At 48.1% G+C, this 12,238-nt stretch carries 17 protein-coding genes; 11 read left to right on the top strand and 6 right to left on the bottom strand.

Annotation, left to right across the window (positions count from 1 at the left end; translation table 11 throughout):
* Positions 1-38: 38 nt before the first annotated feature.
* The 3 genes from HP399_RS19565 to HP399_RS19555 all read left to right on the top strand — a co-directional run bounded on the left by HP399_RS19565 (position 39) and on the right by HP399_RS19555 (position 1,928).
* Complete coding sequence (locus HP399_RS19565) at positions 39-413, top strand: hypothetical protein (RefSeq protein WP_012685928.1); 375 nt, start codon at positions 39-41, stop codon at positions 411-413.
* 106 nt (positions 414-519) lie between these two features.
* The gene (locus HP399_RS19560; RefSeq protein ID WP_173620294.1) at positions 520-1,479 is read left to right on the top strand and encodes a tetratricopeptide repeat protein; all 960 of its coding nucleotides are present in this window, start codon (positions 520-522) and stop codon (positions 1,477-1,479) included.
* A 65-nt stretch (positions 1,480-1,544) separates the two neighbouring features.
* Positions 1,545-1,928 (top strand): VOC family protein, encoded by a 384-nt coding sequence (locus HP399_RS19555; protein WP_173620293.1) that lies wholly within the window; start codon positions 1,545-1,547, stop codon positions 1,926-1,928.
* Between the two features lie 80 nt (positions 1,929-2,008).
* On the opposite strand, the gene HP399_RS19550 is transcribed toward HP399_RS19555, so the two are convergent.
* Genes HP399_RS19550 through HP399_RS19540 form a run of 3 tightly spaced genes read right to left on the bottom strand, consistent with a single transcriptional unit; the run spans position 2,009 to position 4,598 of the window.
* On the bottom strand, positions 2,009-2,815 hold the full coding sequence (locus HP399_RS19550) for an ABC transporter permease (protein ID WP_106652840.1): 807 nt from the start codon (positions 2,813-2,815) through the stop codon (positions 2,009-2,011).
* On the bottom strand, positions 2,796-3,599 hold the full coding sequence (locus HP399_RS19545) for an ABC transporter ATP-binding protein (RefSeq protein ID WP_173620292.1): 804 nt from the start codon (positions 3,597-3,599) through the stop codon (positions 2,796-2,798). The genes HP399_RS19550 and HP399_RS19545 overlap by 20 nt, the downstream gene beginning before the upstream one ends.
* A 6-nt stretch (positions 3,600-3,605) precedes the next feature.
* Positions 3,606-4,598: an ABC transporter substrate-binding protein gene (locus HP399_RS19540; RefSeq protein ID WP_173620291.1), complete on the bottom strand. Its 993-nt coding sequence runs from the start codon at positions 4,596-4,598 to the stop codon at positions 3,606-3,608.
* Positions 4,599-4,724: 126 nt separating this feature from the next.
* Here HP399_RS19540 and rnz point away from each other — a divergent pair, with 126 nt between their 5' ends.
* The 4 genes from rnz to HP399_RS19520 all read left to right on the top strand — a co-directional run bounded on the left by rnz (position 4,725) and on the right by HP399_RS19520 (position 6,851).
* Entirely contained in the window at positions 4,725-5,681 is a 957-nt protein-coding gene (rnz, locus tag HP399_RS19535) for a ribonuclease Z (protein WP_173620290.1), read from the top strand.
* A 43-nt stretch (positions 5,682-5,724) separates the two neighbouring features.
* Entirely contained in the window at positions 5,725-5,949 is a 225-nt protein-coding gene (locus HP399_RS19530; RefSeq protein ID WP_173620289.1) for a hypothetical protein, read from the top strand.
* Between the two features lie 27 nt (positions 5,950-5,976).
* Complete coding sequence (locus HP399_RS19525) at positions 5,977-6,633, top strand: YczE/YyaS/YitT family protein (protein ID WP_173620288.1); 657 nt, start codon at positions 5,977-5,979, stop codon at positions 6,631-6,633.
* A 128-nt stretch (positions 6,634-6,761) separates the two neighbouring features.
* Positions 6,762-6,851, top strand: coding sequence for a YjcZ family sporulation protein (locus tag HP399_RS19520; protein WP_100169674.1), 90 nt, complete (start codon positions 6,762-6,764; stop codon positions 6,849-6,851).
* Between the two features lie 111 nt (positions 6,852-6,962).
* Here HP399_RS19520 and HP399_RS19515 read toward each other — a convergent pair whose 3' ends face one another.
* On the bottom strand, positions 6,963-7,235 hold the full coding sequence (locus tag HP399_RS19515) for a stage VI sporulation protein F (RefSeq protein ID WP_007725880.1): 273 nt from the start codon (positions 7,233-7,235) through the stop codon (positions 6,963-6,965).
* Between the two features lie 187 nt (positions 7,236-7,422).
* On the opposite strand from HP399_RS19515, the gene HP399_RS19510 reads away from it, so the two are divergent.
* Entirely contained in the window at positions 7,423-8,343 is a 921-nt protein-coding gene (locus HP399_RS19510) for a S8 family peptidase (RefSeq protein WP_173620287.1), read from the top strand.
* A 64-nt stretch (positions 8,344-8,407) separates the two neighbouring features.
* Here the strand turns inward: HP399_RS19510 and HP399_RS19505 are convergent, their stop codons facing one another.
* Positions 8,408-8,734, bottom strand: a complete 327-nt coding sequence (locus HP399_RS19505; RefSeq protein ID WP_173620286.1) for a hypothetical protein — start codon at positions 8,732-8,734, stop codon at positions 8,408-8,410.
* A gap of 69 nt (positions 8,735-8,803) precedes the next feature.
* Here HP399_RS19505 and HP399_RS19500 point away from each other — a divergent pair, with 69 nt between their 5' ends.
* Both HP399_RS19500 and HP399_RS19495 read left to right on the top strand, forming a co-directional pair.
* Entirely contained in the window at positions 8,804-9,256 is a 453-nt protein-coding gene (locus HP399_RS19500; RefSeq protein ID WP_173620285.1) for a YaiI/YqxD family protein, read from the top strand.
* Entirely contained in the window at positions 9,253-9,921 is a 669-nt protein-coding gene (locus HP399_RS19495) for a phosphatase PAP2 family protein (protein ID WP_173620284.1), read from the top strand. The genes HP399_RS19500 and HP399_RS19495 overlap by 4 nt, the downstream gene beginning before the upstream one ends.
* A gap of 8 nt (positions 9,922-9,929) precedes the next feature.
* On the opposite strand, the gene HP399_RS19490 is transcribed toward HP399_RS19495, so the two are convergent.
* A complete protein-coding gene (locus tag HP399_RS19490) occupies positions 9,930-10,811 on the bottom strand; it encodes a LysR family transcriptional regulator (protein ID WP_017247917.1) in 882 nt (293 codons plus the stop codon).
* A gap of 134 nt (positions 10,812-10,945) precedes the next feature.
* On the opposite strand from HP399_RS19490, the gene HP399_RS19485 reads away from it, so the two are divergent.
* Positions 10,946-12,163, top strand: coding sequence for an MDR family MFS transporter (locus HP399_RS19485; RefSeq protein WP_173620283.1), 1,218 nt, complete (start codon positions 10,946-10,948; stop codon positions 12,161-12,163).
* The last annotated feature ends 75 nt before the right edge of the window (positions 12,164-12,238 follow it).

The raw sequence follows: 12,238 nt of genomic DNA, 5'->3' as shown, positions 1-12,238 counted from the left end.
GTATGATTAGAATTAATCTTTATTGGGAGTTGACGCTCATGTTCAAGCTTGGACAACGCGTCGTCATTGTTGCCGACTCCTTCGAGCAAGGTTTGCCTTTGGGTGAATACGGTTACCTGATTGCTCGTGACCGCAATCCGGACAGCGCATTTTCCTGGGTTTTACGCATTCCGAAAATTGATAAGCATATCGCCGTTGTAGAAGAGGATATCGCCTTGGAGGAGCAGTTGCTGGAGGAAGAAGCAAATCGCATCTCGCATGAGGCTTTACTTGATTTTGCATTGGCGACAAGGAACGAAGCACTGTTTCGACAATTGATGGGCATGGAAGATGCAGAAGAGGCAAATGACGAACCCGCGAAGGAATCAATGGAGGAATTTATCCGTAAAGTAAATATCAAAGCATGGATCTAATTGGCGGTTTTCCTTGTGTGGAGAATCGTTCTTCTTCTTTGGAAATATCTTGTCCCTTTAACAATCATTTGAAACTTTTGTGAGGAAATGAAAGCGAGGCTGTTTCATGTCTGAATTTGTGACGTTTACCAATGAGTTCGGTCAAACCATCGATATGTCCCGAGAGGACTACCAGAAAAAAATAATTCCGCAAAATCTGGATAAGTACTGGGATGAAAAAGATAAGCTTCGCGATTTTGCGATGGAGTTGGTGAAGGGTCAATTTCATGAGCAAGCTGCTGTCGCTGCCGACAGGCTTCTCGAATTATACGGTCCAATCGAGTCTGCTCTCATTTTCCGTGCAGTCGTTCATATGCAGGCGAGAGAATTTGAAAGCGCTAAAAAAATCCTGACAGATTGTCTGGAACGATTCCCGTCCTCGGGCACGGCATGCACCAATTTGGCAAAAATCTTCGCGTTTGAGGGAGATGAGCCAAAAGCGTTCGAGACCCTACATACAGGCCTGCACAAAGACCCGAATCAAGAAAATGGCTTGAACATGTTTGTCGAGAGCTTCTTGCAAAGAGGGAAAAAGGATGAGCTGAAAGGGCAGCTAGAGGCGCTGGCAAGTAAAGAAGGCGCATGGAGACCACAATTGCAGCTGGCGCGTGTTGCGTTGAATGAGGAGGATCTCCTGAATGCAATGAAATGGTACACGGTAGCGATTGAAGGAGCGAAAGATCGCTTTGAGGTCGTCATGACTGTGACAGGTGAATTGGGACAAGCGGGTTATGTCTATCAGTTGATTCAGATTTGTGAAAAGTTCTGGACGCCACATTTCCCGTATCCGTATGCAGGCTTCAACTATGCCAACGCTCTGTTGGCGACCGATCAAATGGAAAAGGCAATTGTCATCCTGCGAAACATGCAAGAGCATTTGCCAGATAACTACAAGCCTATGGTCGATCACTTCCTGAATCGAGTACCTGGAGCGCACGAAGTGGAAGCAACCGCCCAACAGAAAGTCGTCGAGAGCCAAATAGACGATCCGACGACGAAGAAGAGCAAGTGGAAGTTTTGGAAGTAAATCGATAGTTGTAGCGCCCGGCATTTCGCTGTCGGGCGCTTTTCTGTAAAAAGGGGGGCTGTGCGATGCTGCATCATGTAGAAGTGTATGTCTCCAATCTGGCACGCTCAAAAGATTTTTGGGGCTGGTTGTTGGAGGAGCTGGGCTATACGCGATATCAAGAATGGGCCAGTGGGGTAAGCTGGAAACAGAACGGTACCTATCTGGTTTTTGTCCAGGCAGAAGAGCGATTCCTCGACATTTCGTATCACCGTTGTCGTGTCGGTTTAAATCATCTGGCATTTTACGCACGGGATCGAGAGCATGTGGAAAAGCTGCGGGAGGAAGCTGCTCGTCGCGGTATCTCTTTGCTCTATCAGGATCGGCATCCGCATGCTGGAGGCGAGGGACATTATGCTTTGTTTTTCGAGGACCCAGATCGAATTAAGGTCGAGATCGTCGCCCCCTAACCTCTCCAAAACGTATTGCTCCATGAAAAAACGGTGCAATCATCCCCGGTAGATGGTTGGCACCGTTTTTTAGAAGCCATCTATTTGAACTGGCTGGTGAGCCGCCGCTCTATATAGGCTACGCCTTGATACATCAGGGTAGCGATAACCGCGATAATGGCTAAGCTCATCATGACCAGGGTGAAATTAAATACTTGGAAGCCATATATGATCAAATACCCCAAGCCTTGCTGGGATACGAGAAACTCTCCGACGATGACGCCCACCCATGAAAGTCCGACATTCACCTTCAGCGTAGCGAGAAGGGTTGGGATGGTAGCTGGCAAAATGACGAGCGTGAAGATTTGCCGCTTGCTACCCCCGAGTGTTTGCACGACTTTGACGTAGTTTTGATTGACTTCCTTGAAGCTGGTGTAGACGTTGATTGTGGTGATGATGACCGAGATCGCGCACCCCATCGCTATGACGGAGAGCAAACCTGGACCAAAGCCGACGATAAAAACCGGACCGAGGGCTACTTTTGGCATACTGTTGGCAATCACCAGATAAGGCTCTAGTACGCGGGAGAGAAAAGGGGACCACCATATGATCGTTGCCATGACGGTTCCCAGAATCGTTCCTAAGAGAAAGCCGATAATCGTTTCCCATACGGTCAAGCCGACATGCGGGAGAAGACTGCCATCTTGCAGCTGCAACCAAAATTGAGCCCAAATCTTGGAGGGATAGCTGAAGATGAGTGCATTAATGGTGTTTGTTCGAGCCAAGAGCTCCCATAAACCGAGAAAAACGAGAAAGAGGAACAGTTGTGTGGAAAAGACGGAAAAGCTCATACGCTTTTCTAACTGTAAGTAGCGACGATGGACAGATTCAATTTCCTTTGGCTGCATCAGACACTACCTCCATCTCTTTCCACACGCGATGGAACAAGTCTTGGAATCCATCATGATTTCTGGCGTCGAATGGCAGAGCATCCCGGATCGGGTTGGGTACGACAATCTCGCTGTTGATGCGTCCCGGGTTGCGTGAAAAGATATAGACGCGATCGCCCATCGCGATCGATTCGGAGAGATCATGTGTCACAAGCACTGCCGTTTTCTTATGCCGACGCAGCGTCGAAAAAATCAAGTCTTCGAGCTTGAGTTTGGTTTGGTAGTCCAATGCCGAAAATGGTTCGTCAAGCAACAGTACATCAGGTTGACAGGCGAGTGTACGGACGAGTGCAACTCGTTGCCGCATGCCGCCTGATAGCTGCAGGGGAGAGGATTTGCGTACATCAGACAGTTCCATCTCATCTAGCAGATGAAGGGCGTACTCCTCTGTTACCTTGGAACGGATGCCTTGGATTTCGAGTCCGAGAAACACGTTGTCTTCGATGGACCGCCAATTGAACAAATAATCTTGCTGAAGCATGTAGCCAACTTGCCTAGACGTTCCGTTGACTTCTCTTCCGTCGATCCACACCTTGCCTGCTGTCGGCTTCTCAAGCCCTGCAATGAGTGAGAGCAGCGTCGTCTTTCCACAACCGCTGGGACCAACCAGACAAATGAACTCGCCTTCCTCCACGCGCAGGTTAATGTCTTGGACCGCCATGAACGCCCTGGTCGTGGATAAATAAAGATGGGTCACGTGGCCGAGTTCTATTTTTGCCGGCGTAGAAGAAATCTGCTTCATGACGGCCTATTTCCCTTCCTTGGATTGGGTAGCAAAAGTGGTGTTTACCAGCTTGGTGTAATCAGCGCGTTGCTTTAATTCACCAGCGGAATCCATAATATCTTGTAACTGATTCCATTCCTTTTCGTCCAGAATGGGATCTGTCGCATAGGAGCCCTGTTCCAGGTAACGCTGTACAGCGATTTCCAGAATCTTTGGATCGATTTGCTCGAAGTACTTGCCAATCACATCAGCTGTTTCTTTTGCACTGTGGCTGGCAACCCACTGTTGCCCTTTGTAGACCGCATTGGTAAACTTTTGGATAGCTGCTGCGTTGCTGTCGATATAGCTTTGTTTTGTCATGAAGACGGTGTATGGAACGGTTCCGCTCTCTTTGCCAAAAGAGGCGACGACATGGCCGATTCCTTCCTGTTCAAAGCGGGAGGCTTCCGGTTCAAACAGCTGTACATACGCTCCGGTACCAGATGCGAAGGAAGACGCAATATTTTTGAATTCGATATTCTGAAAGAGTTCCAGGTCGCCTTGCGGATTGATATTGTGCTTTTTGAGTACATACTCTCCGACCATTTGCGGCATACCGCCTTTACGTTGACCCAAGAAGACACTGCCCTTTAGCTTGTCGAAAGTAAAGTCATCCATTTTGTTGCGGGAGACGAGGAAGGTACCGTCCGTCTGCGTGAGCTGCGCAAAGTTGACAACTGGATCGGCAGCACCTTGCTGAGAGACGTAGATGCTGGTCTCGGAGCCGACGAGCGCGACCTCGATGCCGCCAGATAACAGAGCCGACATCACTTTATCTCCGCCGGGTATGGTTGAGAGCTCCACTTCCAGACCTTCTTCCTTGAAAAATCCTTTTTCAAGTGCGACATATTGAGGGGCGTAAAACAAAGAACGAGTCACTTCACCAATTCTTATTTTTTCGGGAGTGCTGGAGCAGCCAGTCAAGACGGCCGTCATAACGAGAAAAGCGGCCAGCCCCAGCGCCAAAAATCGTTTCATGATTAGGAGTCCCTCCTTGCTAGGCTTTGTATGTTGTAGGCTATGCGCCCAGATAAAAAAGGGTGAATGCCTAGAGATAGAGACAGGCACATGATGAGGGAAGGCCACAAAGGAGATGGACATAGCGTGATCGTTACATTTTTAGGCACCGGATCAGGTGCACCCACTACGCGAAGAAACGTGAGTGGGATCGGCTTGCGATTTTTACAGGCAGGTAAATGGTGGTTGTTTGACTGCGGAGAGGGGACTCAGCACCAACTACTACGCGCACCGATGAAAATTAGTCAATTGGATAAAATCTTTATCACCCATTTGCATGGGGATCATCTGTACGGTCTGATCGGACTGCTTGCGAGCCGGTCTTTGCGCAATACCGAACCGACTCCGTTAGAGCTGTATGGACCACCGGGGCTCGACCAATATTTTCGAGCTATCATGGAGGCAAGTCCAGTTCATTTGCAATATCCTTTGGAAATAAAAATCGTTAGTGAGGGCGTAATCTACGAGGACGAAGAGATCGTGGTGAGCTGTCGATTGGCGAAACATCGTGTGCCTTCGTTTGCTTATGCCGTGATGGAAAAGGAAAAGACAGGAGCATTTCAAGTAGAACTGGCAAAGCAGGCCGGTGTGCCGTCAGGGCCGTTATTTGGAGCCTTGAAGAGAGGAGAACAGGTCACACTCGAGGATGGTCGAGTGCTGGACGGGAAGGACTTCGTTGGAGAGCCGCAGCCAGGACGCAAAATCGTCTTCAGTGGAGATACGGAGCCGAGCCAAGCGGTTGTGGAGCTGGCAAAAGGGGCAGATTTGCTTGTCCACGAAGCGACCTACGCCCATCATGACAAGGAGCTGGCGACCAGAAGCGGGCATTCCACAGCACGCGAGGCGGCTCAAATTGCCAAAGACGCGGGTGTGAAAGAACTATGCCTGACTCACTTTAGTCCACGTTATGAAGATGAAGACGGAGATTTTTCGATGGAGGATCTGTTGGCAGAAGCGCAGCAAATTTTCCCGGCGACCCAACTGGCTGATGATCTTGGTAGCATTTCTGTAAAGCGAGAGAGAAACGATGGGAGAAAGCCATAATCCCTGCTATAATGAATGATCACGATGGAGGAGGTGGGGGAGCATGAAGCGGATTACTTTTACTACACCAGAAGAACTCATTCAACATTGTCAGTCGGAAGAGGTCAGCCTCGTCGTCGAATATCGAGACGATGTGAACAAGCAACGCCAGGTCATTTTGACGGGAGAGCAGCTTGTAGAGGCACAGACCTACCTGAACTTCTCCAAATCGGAAGCGTATTACCGGAAGGACGGGCTTTTTTACGAAGTCATTGCAGGCTGGAAGTAAACCACATCGTCAGGAGATGAAAGAGACGTGTCTGGCAGAGGGTTCAACAGGTCGATCACAGTTCGCTACATGATGTTTGTACTGGGCTTGTTCGTTGGTGCATTCGGTACAGTACTGGCCATTAAAGCAAACCTCGGCGTAGCACCTTGGGAAACCTTTCACATTGGCCTGCAAAAAACATTTGGATTAACGATTGGCCTGTGGTCTCAGATCGTAGGAGTCGTTGTCATTTTCGCCACTTATTTGGTGGCAAAAATAAAGCCTAATTTTGGAATGTTCTTAAATATGATTTGCTTTGGCGTTTTTCTCGATCTTATCTTATGGTTAGATTTTATTCCTGAGCTGCAATCTATTTGGGCGAGGCTCTTGATGTTTCTCGCAGGTGTCGTTGTTTTGGCTGTCGGGATCGGGATGTATTTATCTCCTTCTCTTGGGGCAGGACCGCGCGACAGCTTCATGCTGGCGATGAACGAGCGTCTTGGCTGGAGTATCCAGCGAGTCCGACTGATCATAGAAGTAACCGTACTGCTTGCAGGTGCTGCTTTGGGTGGACCTGTGTCAATCGGCACGATACTGATAGCGCTGTTAACGGGACCGATGATTCAACGTACGATTCCGTTTTGGCGTCAAGTCATGAAAAAGCAGTATGGATTGCCAGAACCAGTTGAAAGACAAGCGAGCTAATCTCCTTTCCATTTGCCAGTAACTGTGTAAAAAACCAGGAAAAACAGTCTTGTATAGGCGATGGTCCAATCATTCTTGAGCATTCGCACATACAGTATGACTAGTTGCTGGCAAAGGAGGGAAAGCGAATGAGTCTGTTCAACGGAGGATTTGACGACTTTGCTTTAATACTGGTGTTGTTCGTATTGCTCGTTATCGTTGCATGCTCTTGCGACTAACGAAAACACAGGGTATTAGCTTCGCCAGGAGGGAGAGCGATTTTTCGCTCTCTCTTTTGTTTTGCAAAAAAAGCTTCGCCAAAGAGTGGCGAAGCCAAGGGGAGACATACCTTATCCGAGGCGATCATGCACTTGTTTTTTTACACTGGACATTTGCTGGTCGGATAAGTTGACACCGACCGCCTTGCTGACTTTTTTAATCAGCTCGCTTAATTTCTTGTCATCCTTCAAGTCTTTCATGGAGAAGTTTTTTGCCAACGATCGCACATCGCCCATCGTCCATTTTTTCTTACTTTTCTTGTTGATGGACTTCAGTATGTCACGTGGACTGCCCTTCGCTTTGAGCTTGACTTTTGCCTTTGCTTTTCCTTTTGCTTTCGCCATGATGCTTCGCTCCTTTCAAAGGAATACGCCTGCCATATGCAGTTATATGGAAAAGCAAGGGAGTTCGCTTGGACAGATTCAGGCCGCTATTCGCCTATTTTGCTCAACGTTGTGCAATGGCCCAAACCCATAGGGGGAGCCGTGACATAGGATGAGTCAGAACGACGCATGACAGGAGGCTAGTGGGTTGAAAATTGTCAGCTTTCATCGGGATACGCCGTTTACCGAGATACTGTCAGATTTGAAAACCAAGGTTCTGACCAAAACCGAGAGACTTCCATGGCGATGCTATGATGACCTTTCTTGCTTGTGTGTCAAACAAAAGATTTTTGAGCAGCATGAGGAGCTTTTTCGAAGGTATAAAGCGATGGTGGAAGAGAACATTACCGTAAGCGTCCATGCGCAAGGGGAGGATGAAATCCCGTGGGGCGTGCAATATGTGGGGGCACAGCGATTGTGGCGAAAGGGGCGTGGAGCAGGCGTCAAGGTCGCTGTCATCGATACGGGAATCTCCCGCGATCATTTTGATTTGAAGGATCAAATAAAGGGTGGCATCCAGCTAGTGCGCGGCAAACAAAATGGACACGGGACGCATGTCGCAGGGATCATCGTAGCTGAGATGAACCAAAGAGGAATTGTCGGAGTTTCTCCAGAGGCCCATTTATATGACGTCCGTGCTTTTGATCATGAGGGTCAATCATCTTTGTCGACCATTTTGCAGGCACTGCAATGGTCAATTGCCAATAAGATGGATGTTGTCAACATGAGCTTTGGCATGCCCCAATATAGCGAAGCAATGGCGAGAGCAGTTGGTCGGGCCCATCAGCAGGGAATCGTATTGGTAGCATCTGCAGGCAATGGAGGGGGAGAAGCGGAGTATCCAGCGCGGTACGATGGTGTCTTAGGGGTTAGTGCGATTGATCAAATGGGAAAATTGGCATCGTTCAGTGCGAGAGGCAAGGGCGTAAATATGAAGGCACCCGGGGTTGATATTTTGTCTACGTGGCCGGGGAATCAGTTTAAAAAGCTGAACGGCACTTCGATGGCTGCCCCGCATGTAGCAGGGCTGAAGGCGTTAGAAATTGGTCGCAAGCGAAAAAAAGCATAGGGTTCCTAAAAAAATCAGCTCCGAGGCTAATGAAGCCAAGGAGCTGTTGCTTTTTATAAACGAATTATTGATGGATTTTGGTGTCATGGTCTTGCTGGACACGGAACCATATATTAAGATCGTTAATAACACTAGCCAACTCGTGGATCTCGCTGTTCAATTCACAAGATCTTACGAAATTTTCTTCTTCGGACATTTGTTTGGTTTTCTCAATGATGACCTTCTCTACCCGGTATATTTTATCCGGAATGGTCGCGCGGATTTCTTCCCATTCCAGCAACATGTCCGCTCTTTCTACCTTCGAATAATCTTCCCATTCCAGATGCAGTACGGGAAGTCGTATACCTAGCCGTTCATCATGGATAAATTGATAGCGCAAAGGTAAACTCACTCCTCTCCACCTCCATCATACCAAAAATGAATCGGTACGGGGAGAGAAATGCACACGAAAGGAGATACCATGTCAAAAGGACGTGTTCTTATCGATGCGGATGCCTGTCCGCGCCAGGCACTCTTAACTGCCCAAGCATTGTGCAAGGAGCTCAACTGGATTTGTTTGACCTTTGCCAGTTATAATCATCAAATCGGCAACGCAAATCATGTAACGGTAGATGCCGGCCCTCAAGCAGTAGATATGAAGCTGGCGAACGAAACGAGTTCAGGGGATGTCGTGGTGACGCAGGATATTGGTCTGGCAGCGCTCATTCTTGGGAAGAGAGCCCATGCCCTGACACCACACGGGATGGTTTTTGACCCAGAACGGATTACGTTTCATTTGGAAGAACGAAATGAAAAAGCGAGATATCGGCGCGGGGGAGGTCGTACGAAGGGGCCTGCTGCTCGCACGCGTGAAGATGATCAGCGATTTGCTGAGTCCTTGCGCTTTTTGATGGAAAGAGGAGATCAACAATGAATCAGACAACGAGAAAAAATGGATATGTACGCGGAGCTCTTTGGTTTGCGGTACTTGCCACAATCATGTTTGCCCTCTACGTAGCAGGGAAAGTGGCAGGTATGGATCAAGCAGCTATCGCATTTGCGGAGTCGATTCGCTCGGATGCAGGGACTGCTTTTTTTCGATTGGTAACTAATCTTGGCGGAGGAATGTTCCTTGTGCCTGTAGCGGTGATCATGTTCGTTGTCCTATACATAAAGAAATATCGTGTGGAGGCAATGTTTGTTCTGATTTCCCTCGGTGCCAGTGAAGTTGCGAATGAGCTTTTAAAGCGGTTCTTTGAGAGACCTAGACCGAGTGGCGTCAATCTGATTGAGCTGCCGGAGTCCTTTTCGTTTCCGAGTGGTCATGCGATGATTGGACCAGCCTTTTATTGCATAGTTGCGTTTTGGATTGCCCAATGGTTTACGGAGAAAAGATGGTCGTCGCTCGTACAGCCTGCGGTTTTTATTTTCGTAGCATTGCTCGCGTTCAGCCGTGTGTACTTGGGTGTTCATTATTTAAGTGATGTGCTTACCGGCTTTTTCCTGTCGATGTGCTGGTATTTTCTTCTTCGTCTTGGCTATGAAGAATGGATGGGGAGACGAAGCACGGTCGTCGACCCCATACCGCATTCCAGGTAATCAGCAAGCTAGGTGGAATATCCTAATTCACTCATTAAACTCAGCCATTTTTCTACGCTGGGTTTATTTTTTTTGTCCTTCGGCAAGACGATGTACGCCGAGCGTTTAGGAGGCTTATTGCCTGTTATGATCAGTTCCTTCAAGGTACCCGCCGCAAGCTCCGCTTTGACGGTAGAGCGCGTCAACAAGCTCACACCGAGACCTTCTTTGATCAGGTCGATGGCGAGCTCCGCTTTGTCTACTGTCAGCTTGGGTACGTAATTACGCGGCAGTGTCTGTCTAATCCACTCGTTAAAAGGAGGGCCCCAATTCATGTACAACAGCGGCAGATTGCGCAGCTCGCGCGAATCGACGTGTGTAGATGCGGCAATGGGGCTCTCAGGACAGCATACCAAGACAATTTCATCATCCCACGTTGGAATAACGTCAAAGTTGGGCAAGGATGGGGGGACGTACACGATTCCGATTTGAATCACGTTGTCCAGCAAATACTGGATGACATCGGACGAGTGCCCTGTCTTTGTGCTGATCGCAATTTGTGGATATCGATAGTGGTACTCTTTCAAGATCGGCTCGAGGGTGGAAGTCCAGATCGCGTTTAAGCTACCGATCGATAAATAGTCTTCATAAGGCTGGAGTGAAGCGACTTCATTTAGGGCTTCATGGGATAGTTTGAGGATTCTCTCTGCATACGGTAAAAGAGTTAAGCCCGCTTGGGTAATCTCCACACTTCTTTTATCACGAATGAAAAGAGGTTTGCCAACTTTTTCTTCCAGTTGCTTGATTCGCATTGTCACCGTAGACTGGACTAAGTGGAGCATTTCCGCAGCCTTGGTGAAATTTTTCGTTTGGGCCAATGTGTAGAAAGCGCGTAATTGTTCGAAGTCCATACAGTTGGAATCCCTCTTATCTAAATATTTGATTACCATATACAAAAATGTTCGTTTCCCAAATTATACCCTGTTCGCTAAGCTGGGGATATCCTTATTTCATGCGGGCTATCGGGAGAGCGAGGGGTATTGGGATGAAGTGGGAATGGTGGCGAGAAACGCCCTTTTCAGTGAAGCTCTTGTTAAGCACATCTTTTATGATGAATATGGGCTTTTATGCATTAATCCCGTATCTCACTTTGTATTTGACGGGTAGCATCGGCTGGACACTGGCGATGGCAGGGATAGTCCTGAGTGTTAGACAGTTCTCCCAGCAAGGTCTTGCTTTTATAGGCGGTGTGATCGCGGATGCCTTCGGATACAAAGGGGCGATGTTCCTCGGATTAGGCGTACGTGCTGTTGGTTTTGCGATGTTCGCTTTTTGTACCGAGACATGGCACTTTTTTGTTGCCGCGATTCTTTCCGGATTGGGTGGGGCGTTGTTTGAGCCTGCTTGCTCTGCTGCCTATGCGATTATTACACCTGAGGCCATCCGAAAAGAAGTATTCTCCCTTCGCAATGTGCTTGGCAATATTGCGGTTGTCGGTTCCCAAATCGTGGGGACAGCACTCTCGGCTATTGATTTTACGTACATTTCGTTGTTTGCAGGGGCCGTCTTCGGAGTGAATACAATCGTGATCTTCTTTTTATTCCCACCGATTCGCGCCACAAATACGCGGCATAGTATATGGGAAAGTATGTCCACGGTAGTGAAGGACAAGCTGTTTGTACGATATACCTTTATTTTGATGGGGTATTATTATTTGAATATGCAGGTGTTTTTAACGATTCCGCTGTTTGTTGAAAATGTTACGCATAGCAAGGTGAATGTAGGAATCGTACTTTCTGCGCTCTCGCTGTTTGTAATCTTATTTCAAATGAAAGTGACTCAATTGCTGGAGAGTTATCAGCAAAGGCTTACCTTGATTGGCATCGGGACGTTGTTTATGAGTGTGGGACTATTTTTGTTCACGTTTGCCGATTCATTGTGGCTCATTCTCTTGGATGTGTTCCTTTTTGCACTGGGTACCATGATTGCTGTTCCGAATCTGGTCGATGTCGTTCCTCGTTTTGCTCCCAAGGACTTGGTGGGCGCCTATTACGGCTTCAACGGGTATTCGATTGCCATCGGGGGTTCATTCGGACAAATAGCAGGAGGATGGGTGTACGATGTAGGGCTACGCTTGCAATCGCCGTGGCTGCCGTGGACCATTTGTTTGGTCATCGGGTTTTGGGTGGCCTGGATGCTGCATCGCATGGAACAACAAACCGGACAAATCGGGAATGATCTTAAGAAAATAGCTCGCTCATAAATATTTTTGGGCGAAATGAAACATTTTCCATCGTTCAAACGTATATAACGATAGAGATGATTGGCGCAAGAAAGT

This window comes from Brevibacillus sp. DP1.3A, assembly GCF_013284245.2.
Taxonomy (GTDB): Bacteria; Bacillota; Bacilli; order Brevibacillales; family Brevibacillaceae; genus Brevibacillus.
Note: the sequence above shows the minus strand (reverse complement) of the source record. Positions and strands in the feature narration are given on the sequence as shown.

What these genes read in the sequence shown, in the direction of transcription:
- HP399_RS19565 (WP_012685928.1), top strand. Translation starts at nt 39, where the DNA reads ATGTTCAAGCTTGGACAACGCGTCGTCATTGTTGCCGACTCCTTCGAG.
- HP399_RS19560 (WP_173620294.1), top strand. Translation starts at nt 520, where the DNA reads ATGTCTGAATTTGTGACGTTTACCAATGAGTTCGGTCAAACCATCGAT.
- HP399_RS19555 (WP_173620293.1), top strand. Translation starts at nt 1,545, where the DNA reads ATGCTGCATCATGTAGAAGTGTATGTCTCCAATCTGGCACGCTCAAAA.
- HP399_RS19550 (WP_106652840.1), bottom strand. Translation starts at nt 2,815, where the DNA reads ATGCAGCCAAAGGAAATTGAATCTGTCCATCGTCGCTACTTACAGTTA.
- HP399_RS19545 (WP_173620292.1), bottom strand. Translation starts at nt 3,599, where the DNA reads ATGAAGCAGATTTCTTCTACGCCGGCAAAAATAGAACTCGGCCACGTG.
- HP399_RS19540 (WP_173620291.1), bottom strand. Translation starts at nt 4,598, where the DNA reads ATGAAACGATTTTTGGCGCTGGGGCTGGCCGCTTTTCTCGTTATGACG.
- HP399_RS19530 (WP_173620289.1), top strand. Translation starts at nt 5,725, where the DNA reads ATGAAGCGGATTACTTTTACTACACCAGAAGAACTCATTCAACATTGT.
- HP399_RS19520 (WP_100169674.1), top strand. Translation starts at nt 6,762, where the DNA reads ATGAGTCTGTTCAACGGAGGATTTGACGACTTTGCTTTAATACTGGTG.
- HP399_RS19515 (WP_007725880.1), bottom strand. Translation starts at nt 7,235, where the DNA reads ATGGCGAAAGCAAAAGGAAAAGCAAAGGCAAAAGTCAAGCTCAAAGCG.
- HP399_RS19500 (WP_173620285.1), top strand. Translation starts at nt 8,804, where the DNA reads ATGTCAAAAGGACGTGTTCTTATCGATGCGGATGCCTGTCCGCGCCAG.
- HP399_RS19495 (WP_173620284.1), top strand. Translation starts at nt 9,253, where the DNA reads ATGAATCAGACAACGAGAAAAAATGGATATGTACGCGGAGCTCTTTGG.
- HP399_RS19490 (WP_017247917.1), bottom strand. Translation starts at nt 10,811, where the DNA reads ATGGACTTCGAACAATTACGCGCTTTCTACACATTGGCCCAAACGAAA.
- HP399_RS19485 (WP_173620283.1), top strand. Translation starts at nt 10,946, where the DNA reads ATGAAGTGGGAATGGTGGCGAGAAACGCCCTTTTCAGTGAAGCTCTTG.